At 68.4% G+C, this 25,697-nt stretch carries 20 protein-coding genes and 3 pseudogenes; 14 read left to right on the forward strand and 9 right to left on the reverse strand.

The window, feature by feature from the left end; genetic code table 11:
* The first annotated feature begins 333 nt into the window (after window positions 1–333).
* Window positions 334–1,341, forward strand: coding sequence for a terpene cyclase (locus ACFWAR_RS26375; RefSeq protein ID WP_385781846.1), 1,008 nt, complete (start codon window positions 334–336; stop codon window positions 1,339–1,341).
* A 618-nt stretch (window positions 1,342–1,959) separates the two neighbouring features.
* Here ACFWAR_RS26375 and ACFWAR_RS26380 read toward each other — a convergent pair.
* From ACFWAR_RS26380 to ACFWAR_RS26400, 5 genes are all read right to left on the reverse strand, one after another.
* Window positions 1,960–2,436, reverse strand: a complete 477-nt coding sequence (locus ACFWAR_RS26380) for a transposase (protein ID WP_385781916.1) — start codon at window positions 2,434–2,436, stop codon at window positions 1,960–1,962.
* Between the two features lie 6 nt (window positions 2,437–2,442).
* Complete coding sequence (locus ACFWAR_RS26385) at window positions 2,443–3,138, reverse strand: transposase family protein (protein ID WP_385781849.1); 696 nt, start codon at window positions 3,136–3,138, stop codon at window positions 2,443–2,445.
* 155 nt (window positions 3,139–3,293) lie between these two features.
* Window positions 3,294–3,596, reverse strand: a complete 303-nt coding sequence (locus tag ACFWAR_RS26390; protein ID WP_385781852.1) for a hypothetical protein — start codon at window positions 3,594–3,596, stop codon at window positions 3,294–3,296.
* Window positions 3,597–4,099: 503 nt separating this feature from the next.
* Window positions 4,100–4,831, reverse strand: coding sequence for a hypothetical protein (locus ACFWAR_RS26395; protein ID WP_385781855.1), 732 nt, complete (start codon window positions 4,829–4,831; stop codon window positions 4,100–4,102).
* Between the two features lie 77 nt (window positions 4,832–4,908).
* Entirely contained in the window at window positions 4,909–6,462 is a 1,554-nt protein-coding gene (locus tag ACFWAR_RS26400) for an ISL3 family transposase (protein WP_385781858.1), read from the reverse strand.
* A gap of 363 nt (window positions 6,463–6,825) precedes the next feature.
* On the opposite strand from ACFWAR_RS26400, the gene ACFWAR_RS26405 reads away from it, so the two are divergent.
* The 4 genes and pseudogenes from ACFWAR_RS26405 to ACFWAR_RS26420 form a co-directional block, all read left to right on the forward strand.
* Window positions 6,826–7,389, forward strand: a complete 564-nt coding sequence (locus ACFWAR_RS26405) for a TIGR03086 family metal-binding protein (RefSeq protein ID WP_385781860.1) — start codon at window positions 6,826–6,828, stop codon at window positions 7,387–7,389.
* A gap of 721 nt (window positions 7,390–8,110) precedes the next feature.
* On the forward strand, window positions 8,111–9,223 hold the full coding sequence (locus tag ACFWAR_RS26410) for an SGNH/GDSL hydrolase family protein (RefSeq protein WP_385781862.1): 1,113 nt from the start codon (window positions 8,111–8,113) through the stop codon (window positions 9,221–9,223).
* A 169-nt stretch (window positions 9,224–9,392) separates the two neighbouring features.
* Complete coding sequence (locus ACFWAR_RS26415) at window positions 9,393–10,547, forward strand: epoxide hydrolase family protein (protein WP_385781865.1); 1,155 nt, start codon at window positions 9,393–9,395, stop codon at window positions 10,545–10,547.
* A gap of 233 nt (window positions 10,548–10,780) precedes the next feature.
* Window positions 10,781–11,004, forward strand: a pseudogene (locus tag ACFWAR_RS26420) (winged helix-turn-helix domain-containing protein); the annotation flags it as partial.
* 554 nt (window positions 11,005–11,558) lie between these two features.
* On the opposite strand, the gene ACFWAR_RS26425 reads toward ACFWAR_RS26420, so the two are convergent.
* A complete protein-coding gene (locus ACFWAR_RS26425) occupies window positions 11,559–11,906 on the reverse strand; it encodes a hypothetical protein (protein ID WP_385781867.1) in 348 nt (115 codons plus the stop codon).
* Between the two features lie 38 nt (window positions 11,907–11,944).
* Between ACFWAR_RS26425 and ACFWAR_RS26430 the strand changes: the two genes are divergently transcribed.
* Window positions 11,945–12,370 (forward strand): hypothetical protein, encoded by a 426-nt coding sequence (locus tag ACFWAR_RS26430; protein ID WP_385781869.1) that lies wholly within the window; start codon window positions 11,945–11,947, stop codon window positions 12,368–12,370.
* A gap of 299 nt (window positions 12,371–12,669) precedes the next feature.
* Here ACFWAR_RS26430 and ACFWAR_RS26435 read toward each other — a convergent pair whose 3' ends face one another.
* The gene (locus tag ACFWAR_RS26435; RefSeq protein ID WP_385781871.1) at window positions 12,670–13,533 is read right to left on the reverse strand and encodes an SGNH/GDSL hydrolase family protein; all 864 of its coding nucleotides are present in this window, start codon (window positions 13,531–13,533) and stop codon (window positions 12,670–12,672) included.
* Between the two features lie 1,484 nt (window positions 13,534–15,017).
* Between ACFWAR_RS26435 and ACFWAR_RS26440 the strand changes: the two genes are divergently transcribed.
* Entirely contained in the window at window positions 15,018–15,500 is a 483-nt protein-coding gene (locus tag ACFWAR_RS26440) for a hypothetical protein (RefSeq protein ID WP_385781874.1), read from the forward strand.
* Here the strand turns inward: ACFWAR_RS26440 and ACFWAR_RS26445 are convergent.
* Both ACFWAR_RS26445 and ACFWAR_RS26450 read right to left on the reverse strand, forming a co-directional pair.
* Window positions 15,492–16,066, reverse strand: a pseudogene (locus ACFWAR_RS26445) (IS5 family transposase); the annotation flags it as partial. The gene ACFWAR_RS26440 and the pseudogene ACFWAR_RS26445 sit on opposite strands and share 9 nt — an antisense overlap.
* A 225-nt stretch (window positions 16,067–16,291) precedes the next feature.
* A pseudogene (locus ACFWAR_RS26450) lies at window positions 16,292–17,488 on the reverse strand (IS110 family transposase).
* Window positions 17,489–18,093: 605 nt separating this feature from the next.
* Between ACFWAR_RS26450 and ACFWAR_RS26455 the strand changes: the two are divergent.
* From ACFWAR_RS26455 to ACFWAR_RS26485, 7 genes are all read left to right on the forward strand, one after another.
* Window positions 18,094–18,228: a hypothetical protein gene (locus ACFWAR_RS26455; RefSeq protein ID WP_385781877.1), complete on the forward strand. Its 135-nt coding sequence runs from the start codon at window positions 18,094–18,096 to the stop codon at window positions 18,226–18,228.
* Between the two features lie 179 nt (window positions 18,229–18,407).
* Window positions 18,408–19,715 carry an FG-GAP-like repeat-containing protein gene (locus ACFWAR_RS26460; RefSeq protein ID WP_385781880.1) on the forward strand — a complete coding sequence of 436 codons (1,308 nt, stop codon included), beginning with the start codon at window positions 18,408–18,410 and terminating at the stop codon, window positions 19,713–19,715.
* Window positions 19,716–19,820: 105 nt separating this feature from the next.
* The gene (locus ACFWAR_RS26465; RefSeq protein WP_385781883.1) at window positions 19,821–20,948 is read left to right on the forward strand and encodes an FG-GAP-like repeat-containing protein; all 1,128 of its coding nucleotides are present in this window, start codon (window positions 19,821–19,823) and stop codon (window positions 20,946–20,948) included.
* 84 nt (window positions 20,949–21,032) lie between these two features.
* Window positions 21,033–23,600 (forward strand): FG-GAP-like repeat-containing protein, encoded by a 2,568-nt coding sequence (locus ACFWAR_RS26470; RefSeq protein WP_385781886.1) that lies wholly within the window; start codon window positions 21,033–21,035, stop codon window positions 23,598–23,600.
* Window positions 23,601–24,010: 410 nt separating this feature from the next.
* Complete coding sequence (locus ACFWAR_RS26475; protein ID WP_385781889.1) at window positions 24,011–24,580, forward strand: hypothetical protein; 570 nt, start codon at window positions 24,011–24,013, stop codon at window positions 24,578–24,580.
* A 292-nt stretch (window positions 24,581–24,872) separates the two neighbouring features.
* The gene (locus ACFWAR_RS26480) at window positions 24,873–25,328 is read left to right on the forward strand and encodes a hypothetical protein (protein WP_385781891.1); all 456 of its coding nucleotides are present in this window, start codon (window positions 24,873–24,875) and stop codon (window positions 25,326–25,328) included.
* Between the two features lie 75 nt (window positions 25,329–25,403).
* Window positions 25,404–25,673 (forward strand): hypothetical protein, encoded by a 270-nt coding sequence (locus tag ACFWAR_RS26485; protein ID WP_385781894.1) that lies wholly within the window; start codon window positions 25,404–25,406, stop codon window positions 25,671–25,673.
* The last annotated feature ends 24 nt before the right edge of the window (window positions 25,674–25,697 follow it).

A 25,697-nucleotide genomic window follows, 5' to 3' on the forward strand; every position in this document is an offset into this window, starting at 1 on the left:
AAGCAGCAGCCGGGCATCTTCCGCGCCCACGACAGGGCCTAGCCGACGAGCGGCGACGGCTGCACGGCACGCTTCTGGTTCCCCTCGGGAATCGCCGGCATTTTCGCCGGCTCTTCCGGTTCCCGCCTCGTGCGGGGTGCTGCTGGGAGAGTCTCGGAGGGCGGCTTGGGGCTTCGGGCACGAGCGTCGGCCGTGTCACTGCCGGAGGTTTCCGGCCACCATCTGGCCGGCAGTCAGCTTCGTCGTGCCACGGAATCGGGGGACCGTGGGCTCGGTATTGGAAGATGGTGGGGACTCCACCCGGCTGTGACCAGCTCGCTTCATGGAGGACACGTGCCGCAGGACATCGAGTTCCACCTCCCCTTCCCGAGCTCCGTAAATCCGGATCTGGAGGGCGCGCGGCAGCGCAATCTGGAGTGGGTGCGGCGTACGGGTCTGGTCGGGGAGGGCCGCTCGCTGGAGTGGTACGTGTCGTGGGACATGCCGCTCCTGGCCGCCTATGGCTTCCCCTACGCGCACGGTCCGGCGCTGGATTTGTGCGCGGACGCGATGGCGTTCTTCTTCGTCTTCGATAACCAGTTCGACGGTCCTCTCGGTCAGGACCCCGCCCGTGCCGCGACCGTGTGCCGGCAACTGATCGACATCGTGCACGGGGCCGCCCCCGCCTCGGGCGCGGATGCGTGCTCGTTGGCGTTCGCCGACTTGTGGACGCGCAGCACCGATGGCGCGCACCCGGGCTGGGTGGCGCGTGCCGCGCACGAGTGGGAGTACTACTTCGCCACTCAGGCCCATGAGGCGATCGGCCGGCTCCGTGGGACTCCCGCCGACATGCAAACGTATCTGCAGGTCAGGCGGGGCATAGCCGGTACCGACCTGCCCTTGTCCCTGGGCGAGCGGGCCGCCGGCATCACCATCCCCTCAGCCGCCTTCCACAGCCCGCAGCTGCGCATCATGCGCCAGGCCGCCACCGACGTCACCTTCATGTGCAACGACGTCTACTCGCTGGAGAAGGAAGAAGCCCGCGGCGACGTGGACAACCTCGTCCTCGTCATCGAACACGCCCGGCCGTGCACCCGCGACGAAGCCGTCACTGCCGCCCGCCGAGAGGTCGACGTGCGCGTCGATCGGTTCCAGGAACTTGCCCTCCAGGTTCCGGCGATCTGCCTCCAGCTCGGTCTCACCGGCCCGGAGCGCACCGCTGTCGCCACGTATGTCGAGGTCATGAGGGCCTGGATGAGCGGCTACCACGCCTGGCAGACGCAGACCCGCCGCTACACCAGCGCGCTGCAGGTCATCCCCATCACCGGGCCCGGCTACTTCGACGAGATCCTGGGGGCGTAGATCCGGTCCTGGCCGGGGCCCTGAGAAGACGACGGCGGCTGCTGCTGACGGAGACCGGGGCGGACGGATGACGCGCTGACGGTCGAGTGCGGGCAGGGCGAAGAAGCCGTCCATCCCAGCCCGTTGCCGACAGAAGCCGACTGGGGAGCGAAGCGCAGCCCGGGGAAGCCCGAGACCGGCATCAACTGTTGACGCTCTTAAGATTGGCTGTGCCCCACACTTCGTGACGGTCACTACTCGCTGTCGTTGGTGGCCACCAAACGGAGCTCTCCCCAAGGCATGAAGTCGAGCACGACGGCACTGAGCAAGGTCCCGACTGCTGGGAAGTCCTCCGGGAGGGGATGTTCTCGGCCACAGGTGAGGTTCACGAAGTCGATGAAGGCCGGGACGTCGGAAGCGGGAGCGGTCAAGGAGACCTCCACGCCAAACCGTCCCCGGTGACCCGTCACTCGGCATCGAACTGTCTGCTTCGGACGGAGCCTGCTGCCAGTCCATTGGTCGCCATTGCCGGTCACGAACCGCAGCCTAAGTGTTCGATGTCCTCAAAGACAGCGGCCAGCGGGTGCGCCGTGTGACCGCGATTGCTGTCGGATGCCTCGCTCGGATGATAACGAGCAGTCACGGTGGCTGGGCGAGGACGAGCGTCCGTAGCAGTGGGAATGACGCTCGCCCGTATGACCTGCGTTTGATCAGCTTGATTCGCGTGACTTGCCCCTCAACCACCCCGGAGCTCCAGGGCAGGCTGAGTCCGTTTACGACCGCATCCCAGTCATGTTGGAGGAACGTGGCGAAGGACTGGATCTGTTTTGGGCCGTTGCTCAGGGCCTTGGTCATCCATTGAATGAGTTCGGAGCCACGCCGTTCGCGGGCTATGGCGTTGAAGGCGTGTGCGCGTTCGCGGGCGGTGCTCAGATCGGGGTAGGCCTCCAGGACGCGGTCCAGCTGGATGCTTTCGCTGCTGGTCAAGGTCTTAGGGCGCCGCATGATCCAACTGGTGATCTGGCGGGGCTGGGGATGAGTACGGGTTCGTCGATGGCGGTGCCGGCTCGCAGGGTCGCGACGTATTTGCGGACGGAGATCTTGCTGCCAGGGTATCCCTGTTCACGCACCTCTCGGAAGAGCTGGGCCGCGTTGGCGGCTCCAGTTCGGTATCGCTGCTGGATATGCGGCTTGAACCGGGCGAGGATTTCGGGCCGCCGGTCGCGTGCGGAGGCCAGGAGGTCGTCGAGCTTGCAGATCGACGGGGCGACCGGTCTCCACATTGACAAGCACGGTCCCGTAGGTGTGGCCTTTGCGGAACGCGAACTCGTCAACGCCGAGGACCCGGACGGTCCCCACGGGTGGATCCGGCAGCAGGCGGAGCTGCCGGAGGATCGCCGCCCGGGTGGTCGCCAGCTCAAGCTGGGGGGCGAGCCGGGCTCCTGGCCGGCCACCCACGACCAGTCCGATCGCCTGGAGGATGCGGGTCACGGCCTGAGTCCGACGAGCGTATTGCCTGGTCAGGGCAGCAACCTGCTCGACGAATGTCCGTCGGCAGTAGGCCGCACTATCGCAGAAGAACCGATGGACCAGCAGGCTGAGGACGACGCGTCGCCCGCCCAGCGGCCGGTCTGCGAGTCTCCGCCGGTATGTGCTGTGAACCCTCGTGTCGACTGACCCGCAGCCTGAACAGACCACGTCGCCGCGCTCGCTGCGGGCCTCGATCCGGACTGCTTCACCATCGGTGTCCACCCTGTCGACCACGAGGCCTTCGACCTCCGGCCAGACCAACTTCTGGCACCTGCACTCGACCCCCACCAGAGCAATGCTGATGGGCGAGCCGCCCCTGGCTCTCCTGTTGATCGAAAGTGATCGTCACGAAATGTGGGTCACAGCCTTAAGATTGTCCATCTCCTGCTCAGGGATTCCCCAGTTGCGGAGGATCGTCTGGACGGGGTGGTCTCCTTGGATGATCAGGGCTGGTCCGCGATCTGTCGCGTGAGGTGTTCGAGGAACTCCTGCAAGCTGGCCGCGGCGACCTCGTAGTCGTCAAACCAGGAAGCCGTGGGGGACTTCCAGATTTGTCCGCTGTCTCCGATCGCGAACAGGCGGCCTCCTCCGTCGCTGGCGAAGACGATCGCGATCCATTCGCCCTCAATCGGTGCGGGTGGGTACTCGCGGAACCGTTCCGCGGCTGTCGCGGGTTCGTGAATGAAGTGCCCGCTGTCGACGTCGGGCAGGGAAGCGTCGCTGATCACCCAGTACAGCGTGGTCAAGTCGGAGGGATCGGCGTCAGGTCCACAAGTGCGTCCGTAGCCCCGTGGCTGTCGTCGATTGCGAGCGTCACGGCGCTGTGGCCAGGCGGAAAACCGCGCGTCGGGAGGAACGCCTGCATGAGCTTCGCCAGATCCGCATCAGCCTGCTCCCACCAGGATCGGGGTTTCTCCCTCCAATACGCCTGGAATCCGTCGGCGCGAGCCCGGAAGAACATATCTGAGGGCCCGGCCATGGTGCGGCCGGGCCCGCGCTCTTCTGGCCTGATGCCCGGCGGGGAAGGGGCTGCTGCACCGGTTCGGCTCCAGGCGTCCTCACCCAGCCCGTACAGCAGGACCCGACCGGCTGAAGCCTGGCCGTGACTGCTGCCGTCAATCGACCCAGCGACCGCATCCGAAGCACCCGGACCTGTGACCGACAACATGCTCGGACCGGCCAACTAGGAGGTTCTGACCGCGCTTCCGTGACGACTACGACTGAAGAGGGACGTAGGCCGTCGAGACTCCTACGGCCACCCCAAAACCGATTTCACCCAGATCTCGGAGGGCGGTGCGTCTTGGACTGTGCCGTTCACCAGCCACGAACCGTTCCACTGGACGTTCCACACCTGGCCAGAGGCGTTCTCGAACTCAACGAAGCCCCCCGGTGCGCCTTCGAGGAGCCTGAGCTCCCGCAGCAGCACGTCTTGTGTGGTGAACCCACGCGACGGGCCCACGCTGCCGCCGTCGGTCCGGGTGTTCTCGTAGCGCATCCGCAAGTACGGAGCCGGAGGCCGGGAGATCATCGTCGGCCGCAGCATGCGCTTGAACCGTAGAAGGGCCTCATCCGGGCTCTCGTTCCCGCGGAACTCGCACTGGTACGCCGGGAAGACTGCTGAGACGACCTCGTTCAGGGCCTCGTTCCGCCCGTGGTGGTAGCCGTGCACGGACGGTGCAGCCGCTACCACCGAGTCGAACCGGTAGGTCCCGTAGGAGAAGCCGGCGGCAATCGTGAAGGGTCGGGAGCCCGGTCCGCGCCCGAGCCGGTGCTGCCTCGCGAACTCAAGAACAGCCCTGGTCAGCCCCTCGTCGTGGACGTCCAGCGAGTTCATCTGGTAGGCCCACTGCCCGTCAGTGTCCATGGCGAGGGAGAACATGAAGCGCGACATGGGCGACCATCGCCAGGCCATGGGCAGGCCAGGCACCTCCTCGGCGTTCCCGAGTTCCGTGAAAGCCTGTTCGATGTTCATGTCCGTCATCTTCTCCTCCCCCGCCAGATGCATGATCGGGCGGGAGGGGCACGCCGGCTGCCGCCGCTGTTTGGCGAGGCCTTCAGCTATGACTCAAGAAGGATGCGGGCTCTGAGCAGGGCGAACGAAGCGCGACCGTACATCTGCCGCTTGATCGTTTTGATTCTGTTGACGTGTCCTTCCACGATGCCGGAGCTGTAGGGGAGGGTGAGGCCTGCGGTGACGGCATGCAGGTCCTGGCGGACTGACCCGGCGAAGCTGCCGATTGCATCTGGGCCGCCCAGTTCGGCCTTCTGAATCCAGTCCCGCAGTAGGTGCCCGCGGCGTAGGCGGAGCATGCCGGTGAACTCCCGCGCGAGGTCGCAGGCCAGAGCGATCTCCGGGCAGGCACTCCGCACAGCGTCGAGCTGTGCAACGTCGGAGCCTGTGAGTGACTCCTGGGGGCGCATGATCCATGAGGTGATGTCGCGGGGGCGGGCAGTCACCGAGCGCGCGGGGACCGCGATGCCTTTCCGGATGGTCACCACGTAGCGGTGCACGACGTGGTACCCGCCGGTGTAGCCGAGGGCGAGCACCTCGCGGTAGAGCTGCATGGAGCTGGTACAGCCTGCGTGGAACCGGTGCTGCACGTGCTCGATGAATGGGTCGAGGACGCCGTGCCCGCGGTCCTGAGCAGAGGCGAGAAGCCCTGGTAGATCCTTGTTCCGGTAGCGCCTGACCGTCTTACGATCCAGCTGTAGGCGGCGACCGATGGCGTTCAGCGACATGCCGGTGGCGGCGAGCTCGTTGACCTCCGCGTGGCGTCGTCGGATCCGGTCTAGAAGAGGCGTATCCGGTGTGGCCAGCGGTGGACTGGCCTCTAGGCCAGCGGGCCGTCGGAGGCAGTCACGGTGCCGGCGGCAGGTCTTCTCGACGGCCGTCGAGAGGTTCTGGAAGAGGTGCCAGCGATCTGCCACCTCCAGCGCGTCCGGGGCGGCCTGCCTGATGGCCTTTGTGAATGACATCAGGCGGTCTCGGCAGATGATCTCGGCGCCGGGGTGGTCATGGAGCCAGGTGGCGACCGTGCTGGTCTCTCGATCCGGCAGCACGTCCACCGGCCGGGAGGACTCGACGTCAACGAGGACGGTGCCGTAGGTCCGGCCCTTGCGGAACGCGAACTCGTCGATCCCGAGTATCCGAGGGGCCCGGGTCGGCACGGGCTGAGCCGTCAGCTGTCCCAGGAGGGCTGTCCGCCGACCATGGATCCGCAGCTTCGTGCATAGGCGTTGGCCTGGGCGGCCGCCGAGCTCCGCCGCGACTGCCCTCATCGCCGACCGGGCCGGCGTCGAAGTCCGCAGCCTCGGTTCGGTCAGGCCAGCTACTTGTTCCACGTAGGTCCGGCGCCGGCATTGGATCGGATCGCAGAAGAACCGGCGGACACGGAGACGGACGATCATCTGGCGGCCGCCAGCGGGTAGCCCGGCAACTTGACGCCAGTACCGGCTGTGGACGCGTGCCGCAGGATGCTGACACTGGGGACAGGGCCCTGGCGGTCCGCAGCAAGCCGCATCGACCATCAAGCTGTCCTCCACGACCGTGGCCTGGCGCACTACGAGATCCAGGCCAGGGAAGAGAACACCTTCAAGCGATTCCGTCTCCATGCCAACATCATCCCCTGGCGGAACGGTCCTGCAGTCCTGCTCAGGCCGCGAAGCCCAAGGCACGCGTGATCGTCTGGGCCGTCGATTCCAGCACCCGCAGATGGCGTAGCCATCACGGAAGCGCGGTCAGAACCAACTAGGACGCTCAGCCACGACCGCCGTAACTGAGCGTCTCACCCGACTACCAAGCGTTCCGCTGGGCCCGACCCGTCCCTTTGCGGACAGAAGGTGTCCGCAAGTCCGTGCACTCTGAAGTTGCTGGTGCGGTTTCCCCCTCTACGAACGGGTGCTGGAGCCGACTGGCGAGCCCTGGGGCCGTGTGGCCGCCCGGCTCCCGACAACCCCGTGAGGAAAGGCGCAATCGTGTCCGAGATCGTGCTGCTGGAAAAGGCCCTGAACCACACCGCCGGACTGCTCGGCAAGGTCACGCCCGACCAGTACGGCAGGCCCACCCCGTGCGAGGACTTCGACGTGCGGGCCCTGGTCAACCACCTGGTCGCCGGCAACCCCTACTACGTCACCCTCGCCCAAGGCGGCGGCCCCGACTTCTCCCTCTTCGCCCGCGACCAGATCGGCTACGAGCAGCCCGGTGACGTGTACGCCCGCGGCGCCAGGGAAGTACTCGCCGCGTGGCAGACCGAGGGCGCGCTGGAGCGGCAGATGCCGCTGCCCGGCGGCGGCACGGGTCCGCGGATCGTGGACCTCCACCTCCTGGAGGTCGTCCTGCACGGCTGGGACGTGGCCACCGCCACCGGCCAGGACCGCACCGGCGACCCCGACGCCGTCCAAGCCGCCCTCGCCGGCTGGTACGGCAACTTCCCCGACGAGATCCGCGCCGCCACCGGCATGTTCGGCCCTTCCGAGCCCGCCGCTGACGGCGCCCCGGCAGCCGACCGACTCGCCGCGTACTTCGGCCGCACCGTCTGACCCACCCGTCTGCGAACGAGGCGGGGATCTGAGCGCGCCGTAGTCGACCATCCCGGCCGACTACGGCGCGCTCAGTAAGGATTTGCGGCGCCCCGGACATGATGGGGGCTACGGGCCTTGCCAGGTGATCGTCACTTTCCGGCACCACCGGCCGCGTGAGTGCAGCCTGCGGCGTTGGCGTTTCAGCCCGTGCTACCGGCGCCCGCCCCACCAGCGGAGCCGCTGCCACCTTCGCCGCCCCCGTCGTCGGCGCCTTGGGTGTCGTCACCGTGGCGGTTGATGTTGCGCATGAGGCAGGCGCGTTCGATGGGCTTGCCCCTCTCTCCTCGGGTATATCCGGGATCGCACCGTCGCCGCGGTCCCCGGCCGCTCGGCTGTTTTGGCCGTGCTAGCCCGTGACGGAGACGTCGCGTCCTGATGGCCGGGGCGATACCTCGGGCTTTCGTCCGGCGCGTGGGGGACTGCTTGATGGGGTCGGGAAGGCCATCCACCAGCAGGAGGGGTCCGGCCCGGTCTGTCGCGGCGCCGTCACGGCCGTGGTGTTCTCCCCGCGGCTCCGGCCGTGATCTGCCGGGCGGCGCCCAGGGGTGAAACAGGCTGGGGAAAGGCTCCGGACACGGTGGAGTGAATGATCATCAGGATCATGGACCGCTACGTCCAGCAACTGCTTAAGTGCGGAGCGTTACAGCCCATTTGGTTTGGTTCCCTCTCAGGAGGCTACGTGTTCCACCTCAAGACGTCCCTCGCGCGCAGGGTCGCGCTGGGCGCGCTCGCCGCGTTGGCCCTGGCGACCGCGGTCCCCAGTGGCGCGGCCTCGGCGGCATCAGCAGCGGATCCGGTGCAGTGGGTGGCGCTCGGCGACTCGTACACGGCCGGCGTGTTCGTCGGCGACCCCCGTCCGGAGCTTGGCAGTTCGGACCGGGACGGATGTGATCGCACGACGGGCGCCTACCCGAACCTCGTCGAGCGCGGGCTCGCGTCCGTCCCGCCGGCGGGAAGGGCGGTGAGGTTGACCGACGTCAGCTGCGGCGGCGCCACCATCGGCGAGATCGCCTCCGCCCGGCAGAGCCCCATCAGCCCGGTGCGGCCCCCCGAGGGCGGCTGGCCCTCCGTGGACGCGCAGATCGAGCGCGCCCAGCTGAGCGAGAGCACCGATGTGGTCACCATCGGCGTCGGCGGCAACACCCTGCCCTTCGGCAAGATCCTCACGAACTGCCTGCTCCTCGGCACCGGGCAGGACGACGACGCCACCCCCTGCAGGGACGCCTACGAGCGGGGCGACTTCGTCCTCGACCCCGAGTCGATCCGCGACAAGTTCCAGCGGGTCTTCCGGGAGTACGTCACCCTGCTGGAGGCCGTGCACGACAAGGCGCCCAACGCCAAGGTGATCACAGTCGGCTACCCCACCATTGCCCCGGCGGACCCCACCACCTGTGATCGCCAGGACACCAGGGAGCTGGCGGCCGACGTCGAGGGCACCCGGCTCTCGGCCACCCACGGGGACATCGCCTGGCTGGCAGAGGTGAACACCGAGCTCAACGCGATCATCGAGGACACCACGGAACTCGTCGACTACGGCTACACCTACCTCGACACCGCCACCTCCAGCGTCGGCCACGACGCCTGCCAGCCCCGTGCCAGGAAGTGGGTCGAGGGCGTCTGCGGCAAGGCCGGCCCGTACTGGCCGACCGAGCTCGCCGTCGGCCAGCCGCCCGCGCAGTTCACCCTGAAGTGCTCCGACGGCAACCGGGCCACCATCGTCCACCCCAACGCCGCCGGCCACGCCAACACCGCCACCTTGGTCGAAGCCGCCGTCCGCAAAGCCCTGACCTGACCTGAGCCGACCCCGCCGCCCCGGGCCGCAGTGGCCCGGGGCGGCCCGGACGCGATGTCCAGCGCGTGCGACAGCGGACGCCGGCGGACTAGGGCCGCTTGCGTGATACCGGCCGCCTGGGCGATCACGCTCCCTGACCCCGCCCTGCTCACCCCCTATCTTGGCCGTCATGTGCGCTGACATCAGCCCCTTCCGGATCGAGATCCCGCAAGCCGATCTCGATGACCTGCATGATCGTCTGGCGCGTACCCGGTCGCCGTACCCAGTGCCGGGCGCCGAATCGGAGTGGGATCACGGCATCCCGTCGGACTACCTTCACGAGCTGGCCGACTACTGGGCGAACGGGTTCGACTGGCGGGCCCACGAGGCCCAGCTCAACACCTTCCCGCAGTTCACGACCGAGATCGACGGGCAGACCATCCATTTCCTGCACTTGCGGTCCCCGGAACCAGACGCCACGCCGCTGCTCTTCAACCACAGCTACCCGACCTCGTTCGTCGAGTTCCTCGAAGCCGGCGGGCCGCTGAGCGATCCACGCGCACACGGCGGGGACCCGGCCGACGCGTTCCACGTCGTCATCCCCTCGCTGCCCGGCTTCACCTTCTCCAGCCCGCTCTCGGCGCGCGGCTGGAACCTGGAGCGCACCGCCCTGGCCTTCGGCGAGCTGATGACCCGCCTCGGGTACGAGCGCTTCGGCGCGGAGGGCGGCGACATCGGAGCCGGCGTGACCGGCCGGATGACGACGCTGATGCCCGACCGGATCATCGGCGCACACACCCACGGCGACCGCCTGCAGCTCGGCATGGCCGGGGAAGACCTCCCGCTCCCCAACGGCCTGAGTCCGGAAGAGCTCGCCGGTGTGGAAGCGGCGCAGCGCAGTTGGGGGCAGCTCAAGGGCTACAAGGTGCTGCACCAGACCATGCCCAACGCCCTGGCCGCAGGTCTGGCGGACTCGCCCGTCCTGCAACTGGCGTGGATCGCGGAGAAGTTCGTGCAGTGGGCGAACCCTGCCACACCCATCAGCCGCGAGAACGTCCTGATCACCGCCAGCCTTTACTGGTTCACCCGGACCGGCCCCGCGGCCGGCGACTTCTACTGGGAGCTCGCCCACGCCGACAACCCTGGCTGGGGCGGCACCAGCGGCGTACCCATGGCCTCCTCGCTGTTCTACAGCGACCCGCTGGTCCGCAAAGTCCTCGGCCCCGGCGACGACAGCAGCGTCTTCTTCAGAGAGCACACCGAAGGCGGACACTTCCCCGCGTTCGAGGTCCCCGACCTCTTCGTCGACGACATCAGAGCCTTCTTCCGTACCCTCCGTACCTAAATCGCCTCCCCCCACAGCAGCGAACCACAACGGCGCCGCAGGGCCCCGCCGGGGTCGCGTCGGCTTTTGGCGCTGGCGAACCATAGGCCGACCTTCACAACGACCGGCTCGGCCTCGCCTCCGACCGAGTTCTCCTCGCGGCGACCGCAGGGGGAGTGGCAGGCCGCGCACGGGCCGGTCTGGCCGGGCGCCCGGGTGACGGGCTGGGCACCCTGGCTCGCGCTACGCGACGCCCCGCCCACCCCGCGGACCTCTCCGACGCCCTCGATGTCTCCCGCACCGGCCTGTCCAACCACCTGGCGTACCTGGGGACTGCGGGTTCGTCATCACTGTGCTCCACGGCCGCCTCACCCACTACGAACCTGCCGACGAGCGCTTCGCCCACGCGCTGGATGATCTGCGCACCGCCGTGGTCGCCGTTGAGTCCGGCCGAACCTGCGTCGACACGTCGAGCCGCAACGCTCGCGCTATGCCCGCCACGGTCCGCGCGCGGCACGGCCCGCTTATGCAGGGTGTTGCTTACGCTCGTACGTCCCGTCCCGGCCTTTCCCGCCAGCCAGGTCACGGTCTGCCCCGTCGACGCCAACGCGTTCCCGAACACCTCTTGCAGCTGGGACAGCGACTCGATGGCTCCTTCGGACGGTTCCGGCAACTCGGCCGCGACGCTCATGAACTCTCCCCCGGCCACCCTCCTCGCCCCACGGCGTTCTACCGCGGCGCGAGGTGTCCGGTGGCCCGCCGGTAGGACCACCGCACGGCGAGCGTGCCCTCCCCGGTTTCCTCACCGGGCTCCCAGGCCATCCCGGCCTCCGGCAAGTCGAGTAGGGGCTTGCGCTGCTCCGCCAGCTCTCCGGTGCGCAGCGCCTTGCGCTGCTGATGAACCCACCGCCCGAGTGGGAACGCCTTGGTGACTGCGATCTCGACCTCAACGTCGTACGGGACAGTGTGCAGGCCGACGATCCCGTTCTTCCGAGTACCACCGCAGCAGAGACTGGTCGCCCTCCAGCCACCTCAGCGGCTCGGGTCCGTAGACCCGAATGCGGAGGCGGCAATTGTGGCCGCATCCCGTGGTGCGGAGAAGTACAGCAGCGCCGACTCGGCCGCAGCAAACGGCGCCGTCCCGGTCCTCGCGGTCACCTCCGCCCCCAGCGTGGGTGCCGACCATCCGTCCGTCCGTATCACGTTGGTGGTGGACTTGGCGCCAGCCGGGACGAGCGGCTTGTAACTGGCGCAGGCGACCATGTGGGTAGGGTCCTCGCCGGGCTGGAGGAATACCTGGGCGATGATCCGCGCGCCCTTCACGGTCTCGTAGTGGCGGGGGCGGAGGGCGCGTCCGATGTTCTGGACGATCTCGAACATACCTATGACAGTTGTCCTAGTGGCTCTACCCTGCGGCAATGCCAACGATCAGCTTGAACAACGACACCGCGAAGACGCTCTGCATCTGGGTCGAGCCATGGGGCGAGGACTACTGGATGAAACCCAAGGAGCGGTTCACGGTCGCCACCGAAACCCCCGAGGGGGTGCACTCTGACGAGGCGCCCTTCGACGTTTCCTTCCGCGCCCACGGCGTCAGCGTCTGCGTGAACATCGGCTACGAGGCCGTCGTCTACGACCAGTCCGGCACCGAATTGGATTGCGGACACCAGCGCCCCCTCGAAGTGCTCCGGACCTGGACCGAGTCGGCCGAAGCCGCCGCGCAGCGAATCGCCGACTCGTCCATAGTCCGGACGATGCGCGAGTATGCCGGGCTTCTGCGCCGTGGACTCACACAAGCCGAAGCGACCGATCAGCAGGCACAAGAACGCCCACCGTCACCATGACCGCACGCCAGCTCAGTGGTTAAACGACAAGCTGGCAGCTTGTCCGGGAACGTGGGCCTCCACGACCTTCTGGTGGAAGGCCATGAGGGCGCGCAGGTCGTGTGCAGCTGCGTGCTCCAAGAGCATGGTCTGCAGCGGGGCCAGGCGGCGGCCTCGGAGTCGCTCATGAAGTCCTGTCCGTCTCCGGGTACCCGCCCCAGAACCGCAATCCTAGGTGTGGCTTCGCATCGGGGCCTGACGGTTGACGCGAAGCCACGTGGTGGCCGTTGCTGATGTGTGGTGTGGTGTGGTGCTTGGGGTCAGCGGGTCGTGTTGATGACGGCTGTGGCCATGGACTGTTGGCCGGCGGCGTTGGGGTGGAAGGCGGCCGCACCGTTGGCGATCAGGGGTTCGAGCCAGCGGGTGCCCGAAGGCGCGCATACGTCGTGACCGATGGATGGGGTGTAGGTGTCGACGTAGCGGGCGCCGTGGTCGGCGGCCTGGGCGGCGATCGCGGCGTTGAAGCGCTTGGCGGTGTCGCGGAGCCAGGGGGCGTCGCCCTTGGCGATGGTGACGGTGGCGAAGCAGTTTGTGCCGTTGTCCGGAGCGATCACGGGATAGCCCGTGACCAGGACGGCGGCTCGGGGGGAGCGCTGGCGGATGCCGTCGAGAACCGCGGCGATCTTGCTGGCCGTCGCCTGAATCTTCGCTGGGAGTTGGTCGGTCCCGTTCATGGTGTAGCTCACCTTGCAGGGGGAACCCAGGGGGGCGAAAAGGCCGAGGGTGATGCAGCGCCCGATGAGGTCGGTGAAGCCGAGGTCGTTGCCGCCGATGGTCAGGGTGACCAAGTCGGTGTCGGGGGTCAGGGCGTCGAACTGCGGTCCGTTGGAACTGCTCTGAGTGTTGGCCAAGTCTGCGGTGGTGGCGGCCGTGCAGGAGACATCGACCTTTGTCTTGGGGCTCAGAGCGGCAGTGACCAGCGACGGGTAGCTGCGGCTGGAGCGGTCGCACGCTCTGTCCAGCTGGTCGGGCACCCCAGCGCCGGAGGCGTACGAGTCGCCCAGCGCGACGTAGCGCGAGAGGGAGACCTGCGCTGCGGCAGTCCCGGCGGAACCGGTGAGGGCTGCCCCTATGACGACTGCCGCCAAGGCGGTGCGGGTGGGCGTGGATAACGCTGATGACACGGAGTACCTCCGAAGGGAATTGGGCGGGGACGTGCTCGCGGCGGGATACCGGAACGGGGTCGCTGTGGCGACACTCCCGGCGGTGCGGTGGTGACTGCGGCTCCGGGGTAAGGAAGCCGTGGGCATGCAAAACCGCACGATCTGAGATCGAGGGGTACCAGAGGCGGAGCTCCTGACGAGCCACCCAGAGGATGGGTTTATGACATGTGACACGTCAATCCGTAGCGGCTACCCATTCAATGGCGCGATTTCGGAGCAACACCGCGCCGAACGGGCAAGGCTTCCTTGAAGACATCCTCTGTCCCGACCGTCCAGTAGGACATTCGTGGCGTGGGTCGCGAGTAATCGGCCTCGCCTCCGACCGTCACGCGCCACCCTGCTCCGGGAGCGTCTGCAGGGGGCGGCGGAAGCGTTCGAGTAAGCCGGCCGAACGGGCGAGTGGGTGCCGATGGGGCGTGCGCGGGCCGGGCATCCAGAGCCCGAGCAGGTACGTGCCAGCGGCGTGGCCGTACGACAGTGGGTCCAACGAGGGAACGAGCACCAGCACCCGGCCAGCGGGCACTTCGTCGGCTGGAGCTGGAGCTGGAGCTTGCGGCCAACGGCTGGCCCACTCCACGCCGAGTTTCAGCCGGGGCTGCGAGACGTCCGGCGTAGGGGCGGTCGCGCTGGGCTTCGGTGTCCCCGAGCCAGATCCCGGTGTGGTGCTGGCTCCGGTCGTGCAGGACCTGGACGACGCCGTGCCCCTGGAGCTGGTCTTCCCGCGCGATGTACTGCGCAAGCGTCGCAGGCCCCTGCCCGAACGCCCTGCCGCTCTTGCCCGGCCCGGATGTGGTGGTGGCCTTCGTGATGGCCTTTCGTGCCGGCGCGACCTCTTCACGTCGAGCTCGCCGAGCCTGCGCTGCTGCTCGGCATTCAACCTGCTGAAGTCCCGGCGCTGGGTGGCGGGCCCGCGGCCGCCGTCCTGACCGTGATGGGTGACCCCGGGCACGAGTTCGGCGCGCCGTGCGCCGTCGGCGAGGAGTCGGGAGAGGTAGGCGTAGTGCTGCTGCCAGCCCATCGTCCAGCCGTTCTCGCGCAGGTTCCAGTCCTGGTCGACGGCTGCGAGCTCCCGGGCCCGCCGGAGGGCGTGGCCAGGGTGCAGTGGCCATGCAGGCCTGCCTCCGGGCGCCGCCGAGGGGGCGGCGGCCGGAGTGATCCGGCACGCGGTGCCGTACGTCGGCTCGGTGCAGGAGTGCGCGTGCCGCCGTTACGACTGCGGTGGGCACGGGTTGAGACCGGGCATGTGTAGCGTGAAGCGCAGCGCCGTGACGCCTTCTGGCTGACGCCGATCCGGTACATCGGTGCGGGCTTTATAGATGGGGCGTTCGGCGGCGACCTCAGGGACGCGGGCGTCAGGCGGGCTGCGCGGTCCGTGGCGCCGGGGGTGCGGCCTTGGACATCGCTTCTTTTGGTGGTGCTCGGGCTGGGCTGCGCAGGATACTGATGTGGTGCTTTTGACGTGGATTGCTGAAGTGGCGGCCGAGCCGCTGGTCTTGGAGCCGGCTGACCGGCGGGTGGAGTGGGAGACCAACACCTGGTCACTGAGTACGGCGGACGAGGACAGGAGTTCGTTGTCCGTCGCCGCGGTGGTGGCCGCCTTCGAGCGGGTTGCTGCTGCCATCCGGGAACGCATTCGAGATCTGGGCTTTCCCGGCGTTGCGACGTTCTACGTGTGGCACGACGAACAGGCCGGGTGGCTTCGGTGCTCGACAGGCTCTGTGCCCCCGGATGCGTTGCCGTTCAGCGGTAGCTATGTGGCTTCCGACGACCTCGGTCCGGTCGTCGAGGGCTTTCTCGCCGACAGCGAGCCGGGCTCCGTCGCCTGCCCGTATCTGGACGACGTGCGGGGCGTCTCGGTGAAGAGCGGGACCGAGCAGGAGATCATGCCCTTCGGTGTCTGGGTTGCCAGTGTCGGGGCCTCACGCTGACTGCTCCTGCCCGTCCACACGGACGAGTCTGCGGTGACAGGTGAGGGCTGCGGCTATGCCGGCTAAGGCGAGGAAGTGCTCTGCCTTGCGCGCGTCGAGGCTGGAGAGCCGTCGGCAGCCGGCAAGCCACGAGACGGTCCTCTAGGCGACCCATCTGTGGCGGCCGAGCCACTGCGCAGACCTGCCGCCCCGGCGGGCAATGCGGTGTCGGATGCCGCGTTTGCGGAGCCAGCGGCGCCGACGGCCGTAGTCGTATCCCTTGTCCGCGTGCAGTTTGGCGCGCCGTCGCCGTCGTGGGCCGCGGCGTGAGCGGATCGGCGGGAAGCCTCCCACGAGCGGTTCGAGACCTTGACTGTCGTGCATGTTCGCGCCGGAAATGCCCAGCGAGAGCGGCAGCCCATTTCTGTCAGTGATCAAGTGGATTTACGATCTGGACTTGCCTCGGTCGGCCGGAGTCGGTCCTGTCAGAGGCCCCCTCTTGCAGCCCGCATGCTGACGGAGTCGATCGCACAGCGAACCCGGTCGAGTTCCACGCGGGCGCCGAGTTCGTCGAGGATGACGCGGTGGCACCGGCGGAAGCCGCCGCCAGGTGCAGTCCGAGGTCGCCACGAAGACTGGTCGAGCTCGACGATTTTGGTCCGTCCGTGGAAGGGGCCACTGACGACCTTGATGCCGACGGTGCTGTTGACGGTTTCGCCCGCGAGCCAGCGACGGATGAGTGTCAAGTGCTCGGAATTCTCGTCCCCCATGGCTGTAGCTGACCATGGGCTTGGAGGGAGGGCAAGCGGGCCTCAAGTCGCTCGGATGGGTTGGGGTTCGTAGAAGGTTCCGTCGCGGAGCATCGCGAAGAGGACGTCGGCCCGGCGTTCGCGAGGCAGAGCAGGGCCTGGGTGCGGTGCTTGCCCTGGGCGATCTCCTTGTCGTAGTAGGCGCGGGAGGCAGGGTCGCCCAGGGCGGTGAACGCGGAGAGGAAGAAGGCCCGTTCGAGCTGCTTGTTTCCGCGCCGGGAGGGCTGTTCGCCGCAGATCGAGGATCCGGAACTGCGGGTGGCGGGGCGAGTCCGGCGTAGGCGGCGAGGTGGCCGGCGGTCGGGAAGGTGCTGCCGTCGCCGACCTCGATCAGGATCCGTGCTCCGGTCCTGATGCCGACTCCCGGCAGCAACCTCAGGACCTTCGAAAGTGGGGCCGCCAAGAGTTCCTCGATCCGTCCTGCCAGGAGTTGTGCCGGTCAAGGACGGCGGTCAGAGATTGGGCCAGGCTCGGGACGATCGGCGCGGCCGCCTCGCTCCCCGGAACAGCCACGGTCTGCTCGTCCAGAGCGGCGAAGATCTCCTCGACCAACCGCTCGACCATCCTCGGTGCCTTCGGCCGTAACAACGTGACCAGTCGTCGCCTGCAGGCCTTGCGGATCTGGGCCGGTGACCCGAACCGCTCCAGCAGCGTGAGATCGGCCGGATGTTGCAGCCGCGGCCCCAGCACCCGCTCCAGCGACGGATGGATCTGCGTCAGCAGACCGTGCAGCCGATTCGCGACTCTCGTGGCCTCACCGGCCAGATCGTCATCGAACCCGACGAGCATTTCCAGCTCGGCGATCGTCTCGTCCTCGCCGTCGATCGCCCGCAGCGTGTGCGGCATCGCGCGGGCCGCGTCCGCGATGATGAACGCGTCCTTCGCATCCGTCTTCGCCTCACCCGGGTAGAGATCGGCGATCCGCCACAACGTCAGTCCGGGCAGGTAGGCGACTTCGCAGTCCATGTCTCGGGCGAGGGCCAGGGGCAGAGCCCCGATCGAGGCTGGCTGGTCGACAACGACGAGCACAGTTCCGTGCTTGGCCCGCAGTTTGGCGAACAGCTCGCGGAGCTTGGGTTCGGTGTTGGGCAGCGGCTTGCCGAAGGCTCTTTTCCCGGCTGGGGTGACGGCGATGGCGTGGTGTTCGGTCTTACCGACGTCCAGGCCGAGGAAGACGTCGATGTCACTTGTGTCGATCACGTGCGAGCCCCTCCACTCACGCTTTCGTTCGGCCTTGCCTCGGCGCCGAGCTGCCACATCCACGTCACTGAGAGCTCTTCCGGCTCGGGTGAAGCCGGTGCTCAAGCCCCTCATCAGTGGTCCGTCGATGCCTCAGGGCCCGGTGACACCCCCCCCGGATCATCAACAACAAGGGGGAAAGTCATGCCGGACCGAAGGCCGGAGGCCCCATTGCGGAGCCGTGAAATCGGTAACGGGAGGATCCGTCCGGCGGCGACGTCCAAGTGGACGGAGGTGTTGGCCGGGGTGCAGGTCGTGAAGGGCGTCTGCGCAGGGCTGCTCGCCGGCCGACCCGGCCTCCGGGTCTGGCCGCTCGGACGGGCCGAAGTCCTCGCGCCCCCATCGAACAGCCCCCGGCTGCGGGTGGACGTAAGCATCCGCTGCCGTTTCCGTCCACCTCGGATCCCTTCCACCCGTCCTTACCCGCGGCGAAAGTGGTTCTTGCCCGACGGACAGCGATCCGGACGGCACTCGGACCGGAAAGCGCCACCGCGGGACACGACCGGTTCAGGACACCAGTCCGACTTGCCGACAGCTCTCAACAACGGAGCACTCATGTGATTCGCATGCGCATCGCCCAGGCCGCCGCGCTCCTCGCGCACCTCGTCCTCGCCCCCCTGTCCGGCGCCGGAGCGCCCGCCGCGGCGCCCACCGGCTCCGTTCCGCCGGTGGCGGTGCAGGACAACGCGGGCTGGCAGTAGCAGCCCCTCAGCCGCGCACGACCGGGCAGCAGCAACGACGGCGCTGGTCGGCAGCCGACGTCTCGGAACCTTGTCCAGCGGCGTGAAGCACCCGCCGCTCGGGTCCCCGCTCTCCCTCGATCCACCCCCTCTTCTTCCCTCTTGCCATCTGGAGACTTGCCATGCCCATGCCCACTCCCATGACCACTGCTTCCTCTCGCGGCCGTGTCCTCGCCCTGTCGATCGCGGCGGCCTCCTTGGCGCTGGCGGCCACCTCTGCGCAGCCGGCGGCGGCGGCGCCCGCACCGAGCGTCGTGACGGCGGTCGCCGCGGAGTCCTCGGTCGGCGGCGCCATCACCCGACAGGAGATCGTCGAGCGCGCCAAGTACTGGCTCAACAAGGGCATCCCGTACGACCAGGGCCGTAACTATCCCGACTCGAACGGGCGCGTCTACCGCACCGACTGCTCCGGATACGTCTCGATGGCCTGGCACCTGTCGGCGAGCCTGGACACCCGCGCCCTGGGGAGTTCCCCGGACACCTACGAGATCCCGCGCAGCGACCTCAAGCAGGGCGACATCCTCAACAGTTACTACGCCCACGTCTTCCTCTTCGACAAGTGGGACGACGCCGCGCACACGAAGTTCTCCTACTACAGCTTCGGCTCGAACCCCGTGAAGTACGTCACCGGAGTGCCCATCAACGCGCCCGAGTTCGATGGCCACCCCAACGGCGACTACAAGGCGCTCCGCTACAAGCGGGTCATCGACGCCCCGTCCCCGCTGTTCACGCAGACGGCGGCGGCGGACTTCAACGGTGACGGTCAGGCGGACATCATCGCCCGTGACGGTTCGGCGTCGTTGAAGATGTGGACCCACAACGCGGGCGGCTACTTCAACGCTCCGGTGGACGTGACGGGTGGCTGGAACTTCACGCAGACCGTGGCGGCCGACTTCAACGGCGACGGCAAGGCCGACATCATCGCGAAGGACGGCGACGGAAACCTGAAGCTGTGGCTGGGCCGGGGCGACGGCACCTTCAACGCGGCGGTGAACGTCACGGGAGGCTGGAACTTCACCCAGACCGCGGCCGGTGACTTCGACGGCAACGGGAAGGTCGACCTGATCGCCCGTGACGGCGACGGCAACCTGAAGATCTGGGCGGGCCGGGGTGACGGAACCTTCGGATCCGCAGCGCAGCTGAGCGGGGGCTGGAACTTCACGCAGACGGTTGCCGCGGACTTCAACGGGGACGGCCAGGCGGACATCGTGGCCAAGGACGCCGCCGGGAACCTGAAGATGTGGACGCACAACGCGGGCGGCTACTTCAACGCTCCCGTCGAGGTCACCACCGGTTGGGAGTTCTCCCAGACCACCGCGGCCGACTTCGACGGCAACGGCAAGGCCGACCTGATCGCCCGTAACGACAACAACGGCGACCTCACCATCTGGGCCGGTCGCGGAGACGCCACCTTCGGAACCGGCGGCAAGCTCACCGGCGGCTGGTAACCCCGGCCCACCGCGACGGGTGCCGGACGGACCGCGCTGTCGGTCCGGCACCCGCGCGCCGCCCCCGTCGTCCCTCCTCACCATCTGTCCCGAAGGACCTTTGTCATGACCTCTCCCATGCATGCCCTCCGGCGACGTGCCCTCGCCCTCGCCACCGCGGCCTGCTCCACCCTCGTCGTCCTCACCGCATCGGCGGGCACGTCCCACGCCGCGTCGATCAGTACCTGGGACAAGGTCGCCCACTGCGAGAGCACGAACAACTGGAGCTACAACAAGCCTGGTTGGCCCTACTACGGAGGGCTCCAGTTCAGCTCTGCGACCTGGCAGGCCTTCGGCGGCACCACGTACGCCGCCCGTGCCGACCTCGCCACGAAGAAGCAGCAGATCCTGATAGCCGAGAAGGTCCTGAAGGTCCAGGGCGAAAAGGCGTGGCCGAACTGCGGCCCGGCCGCCGGTCTCGGCGCCGATCACGCCGACCCCTACCCGGAGGACGGTCTGCCGAGCCCGGTCAACTCGCAGACGACGGCTGCGGACTTCAACGGTGACGGTCAGGCGGACATCGTGGCCCGCGACGCCGCCGGGAACCTGAAGATGTGGACGCACAACGCGGGCGGCTACTTCAACGCCCCGGTCACGGTCACCGGTGGCTGGGACTTCACCCAGACCGTTGCCGCGGATTTCAACGGTGACGGGAAGGCCGACCTGATCGGCCGGGATTCCGCGGCCAACTTGAAGATCTGGGCGGGGCGTGGCGACGGCACCTTCGGCGCTGCTGCGTACGTGACGGGCGGCTGGGACTTCACGCAGACGGCCGCCGCGGATTTCGACGGTGACGGGAAGGCCGACCTGATCGGCCGGGATTCCGCGGCCAACCTGAAGATCTGGGCTGGCCGTGGCGACGGCACCTTCGGCGCCGGCGCGGCGCTGAGCGGTAACTGGGACTTCACGCAGACCGCGGCAGCCGACTTCAACGGTGACGGCCAGGCGGACATCGTGGCCAAGGACGCCGCCGGGAACCTGAAGATGTGGACGCACAACGCGGGCGGCTACTTCAACGCCCCCGTCACGGTCACCGGTGGCTGGAACTTCACGCAGACCACGGCGGCGGATTTCGACGGCAATGGCAAGGCCGACCTGATCGCCCGTGACGACAACACCGGCAACCTCAACATCTGGGCGGGCCGCGGCGACACCACCTTCAACGCCGCCTCGAAGCTCACCGGCGGCTGGTAAACCACCTCACCCTCCGACCGACCGCCGCCCGGACACCACACCACCGGGGCGGCGCCCCCCACCCCCGACCCGAGGAATGCTCCGATGCCCTTCCCGAGACGTTCCTTCCGCCGGACGAGGTTCACGGCCCTGCCCCTGATCCTCTCCCTCGCCGCCGGCGGACTGATCACGACGACCGCCACCACCGCGCACGCCGCTCCGTACGGAAGCGTGCGCGAGGCGTTCAACAACACGGCGATCAGCCCGGACGACGCACCCGCAGCAGCCGACTTCGACACCGCGGGACGCAGCCTGTCGGCCACCGACCTGGACAAGGCCGGCTGGCGCCGGGGTACACGCATCACGGTCAGCGGAACGACCTACACGCGAGCCGATGTCGCCCCCGGTCAGCCCGACAACGTGCTGGCGGCGGGCCAGACCCTCGCGGTACGAGGTTCAGGCAACGCACTCGGATTCCTCGCGTCGGCGACGTCCGGCTCCGTCTCCGGGCCCGTAACCGTGGCCTACAGCGACGGCACGTCGGCACAGCAGACCCTGGAGGTCGGGGACTGGAGCGCGGGCGGGACGGCGACGGCGGCCCTCAGCCTGGACCACCGGAACACGCCGTCGGGACAGCAGGCGGCCGCCGCCCGGCTCTACGCGGCCACTGTGCCACTCGATCCGCGCAAGGACGTCACATCGGTGACCCTGCCGAAGACCGGCAGCGCCGCCACGGCGGGCGCGCCCGCCCTGCACGTCTTCGACATCGCCGTACGCAGCACGCCGGCGGCGCCGGGCGGGAAGTTCTGGGCGGGCAGCTGGGGCGCGTCATTCGGCTCGGCCCAGCAGTTGGCCCAGCCGGGCTGGGCGCAGCAGACCCTGCGCATGGTCGTGAATCCGCACACCAGTGGCGGCTCGGCCCGCATCCGCTTCGCCAACACCTTCTCGCCGCAGGCGATCCGACTCGGCCACGTGACCGTCGCGTCCCAGGCACCGGCGGGCGGCGCGGCCGCGACCCAGGCGCCCGTCTCCCTGACGTTCGGCGGCAGCCAGGCGACGACCCTCCCGGCCGGCGGCGAAATCTACAGCGACCCCGTCACCTTCCCGGTCACCGCGGGGAAGAACCTGCTGGTCAGCATCTACCTGCCCGACCAGGTCACCTGGGCACCCACGCACGACTACGCCCTGACGACCTCCTTCATCAGCACCCGCCAGGCAGGTGACCACACGACCGACACCGCCGCGACCGCCTTCCCGGGCACGCTTTCGTACTGGTCCCTGGTCAGCGGCGTCGACATCGCCGCGACCGAGGACATCGGAACGGTCGTCGCCCTGGGCGACTCCCAGACCGACGGGGCGCACTCCACCCCGGACCGCAATCAGCGCTGGCCCGACCACTACGCAGCGGCGCTGAACGGCACCTCCGGGACCGTCGGCATCGTCAATTCCGGCATCAGCGCGAACCGGCTGCTGGCCGACCGCGCGGACGCCGCCGGCCCGAGCGCTCTGAGCAGGTTGGACCGGGACGTCTTCGCGCAGAGCAACGTCCGTACGCTTGTCCTCTACGAAGGCATCAACGACCTCGCCCACGACGGCGCGTCCGCAGAGTTGGTGAAGGACGCGATCCGTCGCATCAGCGCGCGGGCGAAGGCCCGCGGCATCCGCGTCGTCGTCGCCACCATTCCCGCATTCGGCGGCTACTCGGCCTACAGCGACGCCAAGGAGAACACCCGCCAGCAGGTCAACGCCGCCATCAGGACCATGGCGGAGGCCGATGCCCACACCGACTTCGACCTCGCCACCCGCGACCCCGACATGCCTTCCCAACTCCTGCCCGGCATGCTCAAGTCGGGCGGTGACGACCACCTCCACTTCGGCGACGCGGGCACCAAGGTTCTCGCCGACACCCTGGTACGGGCGGCCGACGGTCCCAGCGTGAACATGTCCCAGACCGCTGCGGCGGACTTCAACGGCGACGGGGCCCAAGACCTCGTCGCGCGCCAGGACTCCACGGGCGTGCTCAAGATGTGGCTCGGCCGAGGCAACGGCACCTTCGCCTCGTCCGTCGACGTGACCGGTGGCTGGCGTCCGTTCTCCCAGACCCTGGCTGCCGACTTCACCGGCGACGGCAAGGCCGACCTGATGGCCCGGGACGCCTCGGGCACCCTGAACCTCTGGAAGGGCCGCGGTGACGGGAGCTTCGGCTCGGCCGTCACCGTCACGGCCGGCTGGAACTTCACGCAGACCGCCGCGGCCGACTTCGACGGTGACGGCAAGGCCGACCTGATCGCCCGCGACGGCTCCGGAAACCTGAAGATCTGGGCCGGCCACGGCGACGGTACCTTCGGTGCCGGTGTGGTCCTGACCGGCGGCTGGGACTTCGCGCAGACCGCGGCAGCCGACTTCAACGGCGACCACCAGGCGGACATCGTGGCCCGCGACGGCTCCGGGAACCTGAAGATGTGGACGCACAACGCGGGCGGCTACTTCAACGCCCCGGTCACCGTCACCGGCGGATGGAACCCGTTCTCGCAGACCACAGCGGCCGACTTCACCGGCGACGGCAGGGCCGACCTGACGGCCCGCGACGACAGCACCGGAGAGCTCCGCAGCTGGACCGGCCGCAACGACACCACCTTCTCGAGCCCCACCACCCTGACCGCAGGCTGGTGAGGGCCTGACGAATAGGCCCCGCCGACCGCCGACCGCCGACCGCCGACCGCCGACCGCCGACCGCCGACCGCCACCGCCGCCCGGCAGGACCCGCGGCGTCCCCGACGTCACCGCCCCGCCCCTGGCCCTCCCGGAGGCCGCTCCCACCTCGGGCCCGGCCTCGCACGAGTCCCGCGCCCGGGCTCCTGCCCTGGCGGCGGAGTCGGCCCTCGTGCTGAGGAAGGCCCGGTGGCTCTTGTTGGTCCGGAGTGAGAGCGTGTGGTGCCGGGGCACGAGAGCACCCCGCTGCTGAGCAGAACGATGTCGCCGAGTTCTGGCAGTACCTGACCGCTCGACTCGCACCGCTGTCGTGCGCCGGTCCCGCCGGGGGCGGATGCCGCGCCCGGCAGTTCGCCGCGTACCGTCAGCGGATGCACGAACAGCGAGACCGAGACCCGGGCGTCGGCGAGCGGGAATACCGGCGGGCCGCCCTGCCTGTTGACATCACCGACGGGGCCGCAGAGGCCGAAGCGGTGGCGTTCGTGTGCGCAACATGCGGCGTCTCGCTGACGGGACCGCTCACACGGCTGCCCGAAGTACCCGAGGCTCCGTACTACGCGTGGTGGGACGCCGATGAGCCGGGGCCTTCTCCGGCGACCGTGCCGTCGGGCTGCTACGCGATCGAGACGGAGCCGTACGGTGGGCCCTTGGTCGTCGCCCAAGAGCCCGGGCCGGTGATGCCGCGCCACGGAGGCCACTTCAACGTGGAGGGGAAACCCCTGGTGTCGCAGGGCCCGCGAGGCAACATCGTCATCAACCCGGACGACGCCCGCGGCCTTGAGCTGCAGCACGCCTCCTCCGCCTGCTGCGGAGCGACCCCAGACGGCGGAATGAACCAGCTGTGCGCCTGCGGAACCCTCGTCGCGACCCTCTGCTCCGACTGCTGCCTGCCGTACGAACTCCACCTCTCAGCCGACCACGTCCGAGCGGTTCGCCCCTGAGTTGGGCACCGACCGCTGCTACTTCTTCAGGGGGCCTGGGCAAGCCACCGACGTTCGGACCCCCTTTCCTCGGTAGGGGTGAGGCTCGGCCCAGCGGGGGCAGGCGCATGGGTCCGCGTGCCCGTCGCATGGCCCACAGACTCTGCGGCTGTCGGCGTGAGCGATCCAAACAAATTCTTGATCAGATAGGTGGGCGTAGCCGCCCGACGACCAGCTGCGACAGCCCCCGAGTAGCCAACTCACTCGCGCCGGTGGCCGGATTCACCGCAGACACCTCACGAAGCCAGGCGTCATGTTGACGATGCATCTTTGGGGTGACGTTGGGGTCGGGGTCGACGCACAGCTCGTGGGGCAGTTCAATGCCTGGGTGGTGAACTGGGCACAGATGTACGACTGCCGCTTGGACGTGGACCGCGTACCCGAGCTTCTGGCTTTGGTGGAGCGTGAGGACGACGCCGAGGCATGGACCGAGCTGGGATACCGGCTGGTCCTTGAGCATGACCTGCTTTCGCTGGCCAGCCTTGCGGCCCTGCCCCGGCTGGTGCGCCCCGCCGCGGGGAGTGCGCAGGCGCGACACCTGGCCGGCGACATCATGGAGCGCGCGGCAAGTCACCACGACGGCGACGATCTGCTGGCTGACAGCGCAGAAGTGATCTCCGAGTTCGGAGTTCTCCTGGATCAGCACTTGCAGTCGAGGCCGGCCGACTATCTGGTCACCTTCCGCGCGTTGTTGGCCGTCCGGGAGTAATACCACTGGGTCAATGTCCTGGGGGACTTCGCCGACGACTTCTACGAGCTCCCGTGCCCTCACTGCGCGGCGGAGGTGATCATCGCCATTGGCGGCTATGGCCGCTACACGGCGATCCGCGACTGGAACCTGGGCGACATTGACCGGCGTGACCTGCGGCCCTGTCCTGCTGAGGAGCTTTCGGCCGTTGGCCGATGGATGTACGAGATCTCGGTACGCGATGGGGAAGCCGTACTCGCCGAGGGAATCTCCTATTTCTTCGGCATGGCCGAATGCCCGAGATGTGCCAGCGTTTTCACCATCGCAGACGAGTACGCGGCTGCGAACTGCCCCGTCCTGCGTTAGTACCGTGCGGCGTCAGCTCTTCGG

The organism is Streptomyces sp. NPDC059917, from assembly GCF_042730635.1.
Classification (GTDB): domain Bacteria; phylum Actinomycetota; class Actinomycetes; order Streptomycetales; family Streptomycetaceae; genus Streptomyces.

Coding starts and splice junctions, on each gene's coding strand:
- ACFWAR_RS26430 (WP_385781869.1), top strand. CDS start 11,945: ATGCCAACGATCAGCTTGAACAACGACACCGCGAAGACGCTCTGCATC.
- ACFWAR_RS26480 (WP_385781891.1), top strand. CDS start 24,873: ATGTTGACGATGCATCTTTGGGGTGACGTTGGGGTCGGGGTCGACGCA.
- ACFWAR_RS26425 (WP_385781867.1), bottom strand. CDS start 11,906: ATGTTCGAGATCGTCCAGAACATCGGACGCGCCCTCCGCCCCCGCCAC.
- ACFWAR_RS26400 (WP_385781858.1), bottom strand. CDS start 6,462: ATGGAGACGGAATCGCTTGAAGGTGTTCTCTTCCCTGGCCTGGATCTC.
- ACFWAR_RS26470 (WP_385781886.1), top strand. CDS start 21,033: ATGCCCTTCCCGAGACGTTCCTTCCGCCGGACGAGGTTCACGGCCCTG.
- ACFWAR_RS26460 (WP_385781880.1), top strand. CDS start 18,408: ATGACCACTGCTTCCTCTCGCGGCCGTGTCCTCGCCCTGTCGATCGCG.
- ACFWAR_RS26475 (WP_385781889.1), top strand. CDS start 24,011: ATGCACGAACAGCGAGACCGAGACCCGGGCGTCGGCGAGCGGGAATAC.
- ACFWAR_RS26455 (WP_385781877.1), top strand. CDS start 18,094: ATGCGCATCGCCCAGGCCGCCGCGCTCCTCGCGCACCTCGTCCTCGCC.
- ACFWAR_RS26395 (WP_385781855.1), bottom strand. CDS start 4,831: ATGACGGACATGAACATCGAACAGGCTTTCACGGAACTCGGGAACGCC.
- ACFWAR_RS26465 (WP_385781883.1), top strand. CDS start 19,821: ATGACCTCTCCCATGCATGCCCTCCGGCGACGTGCCCTCGCCCTCGCC.
- ACFWAR_RS26415 (WP_385781865.1), top strand. CDS start 9,393: ATGTGCGCTGACATCAGCCCCTTCCGGATCGAGATCCCGCAAGCCGAT.